The sequence below is a fragment of the candidate division WOR-3 bacterium genome (genome assembly GCA_016867815.1).
GTDB lineage: Bacteria > Hydrothermota > Tepidihabitantia > Tepidihabitantales > Tepidihabitantaceae > UBA2258.
The window spans coordinates 1-1,533 of record VGIR01000214.1; the positions used below are offsets into that span (position 1 = coordinate 1).

2 protein-coding genes are annotated in these 1,533 nt (G+C 63.2%); one reads left to right on the forward strand and one right to left on the reverse strand.

All coding sequences use genetic code 11. The annotated features are described in order from the left end of the window. Window positions 1–250: 250 nt before the first annotated feature. On the reverse strand, window positions 251–1,372 hold the full coding sequence (locus FJY68_14435) for a DUF559 domain-containing protein (protein MBM3333018.1): 1,122 nt from the start codon (window positions 1,370–1,372) through the stop codon (window positions 251–253). Between FJY68_14435 and FJY68_14440 the strand changes: the two genes are divergently transcribed. Continuing rightward, window positions 1,351–1,533: hypothetical protein (locus FJY68_14440; protein ID MBM3333019.1), on the forward strand; the 183-nt coding region annotated here is incomplete at its 3' end. The genes FJY68_14435 and FJY68_14440 overlap by 22 nt on opposite strands.

Below are 1,533 nucleotides of genomic sequence, written 5' to 3' on the forward strand. Positions count from 1 at the left end.
TGTCCTGCACCCGAAGGCACATCCAACAGCCTGCTGATGGTAATGGGACAGATCTCCGGCGTCATCTTCATCTTCGGCATGGACGCGCTCAAGTCGCCGACGACCGGTGCCATGACCGGCTCGCTGCTGGCCTTGCTCGGCCTGACCGCGCTCAGCATCTTCCTGGGCGCCCTGATCAAAGAACCACCGCCGCGCTGCTAGCAGGGCGGAATCTCAGCGCGGTCGGCCAAGCGTCACTCCCGCTCGCGTACTAGCGTTGGAGGGTCGCCCCGCAGACACCACCGAGGCGACGAACAGTGCGCTGGACCGTATCGAGGCAGCGGCCGGGTTCGCGTTTGACACGCCACCCGGAGAAACGGAGGATGTGCCAACCCGCAGTGGTCAGCGTGTTGTCGCGCTCGCGGTCGGCGTCGGCCTTGTCCCGGCCGGAATGATAGGCCTCTCCGTCGCACTCGATGTTGAGGCCGCTATCGCGGCAGAACACGGCCATGTCTAACATGTAGCCGGAACCCCGTTCACGCACGAAGAACTGCCGTTCTGTCGGCAGGCCCGCGTCCTTGAGCATAAAGTAGAGCTTGTCCTCCAACGGGCTGACCTTGAACAGATCGTTTATCTCCTCCGCATGCTGCAACCGCTCAAGACTCGTGGGAATGAAGACGATTCTTCGCCAGCGGCGGCTGGGTATCGGGTTTGGCAGCCGCTTCACCTCACCCAGCCCGATCTTGTAGTACTCGTCGCCGGCACGCGGGTGTTTCGGCTCGTCAGGCAGCAATTCGCGTCGCGTCAACCTGCTGATATTGCGGATGCACGCGTGCCAGTTCACCGCGAACCTTTCGTCTCCGAACAGCCTGGTCTGGTAGAAGGCAAGGGAGCGCAATCTCTCCAGCCCGTCCGGGGCGGTGCGGACGGGAATCCGGTACCAGTGCTCAGACCTGACCAGTTCCCAGTCCTTCTTTCGGGTAACGATGCCGACCAAAGCCGGGGTTTCCGGTCCAAACACCCGCACGCGCCAGATTGGCTTTTGGCCGCTCATGTCACATTGTAGGCAGACCGCGGCCAGACTCAAGCCGGCCAACGCCAAGAGACGACCGCTTGACCACTGGAGCACTCGGGCGATCTGCCTCTCCTTGACACTCGGGCGGATTCGGATAGAAGTTACCAGTGTCACGAGGCGCCCGTCCGACTCCCGCCGGCTCCCGCAATGCCCCACGCCAAGTGAACCCGACGCCCGGCAGGATGCCGACAAGGCGCGTGAGAAAACGGCGGGTGATCCGGGACTACGTCGGCGAGGCAGTGTCGGCGGTGGGATGGAAGAAGCTGCTGCTCTGGTCGGCAGTGGCCGCAGTGCCGGTGGCGATTGCCACCAACACATTCTGGCTGATGATCGAGACCATGGTTCCGCCCGGCATGGCCAGAGGCCTCGAACTGCTGCCCTACTTCGGAGGGGTTTTCCTGGCAACGCTGGTCGGGCAACTGCTGGGTCCCTATGCAGCCCTGCGTTGGGAGTTGGAGAAACTCGATCCCGGCACCAGG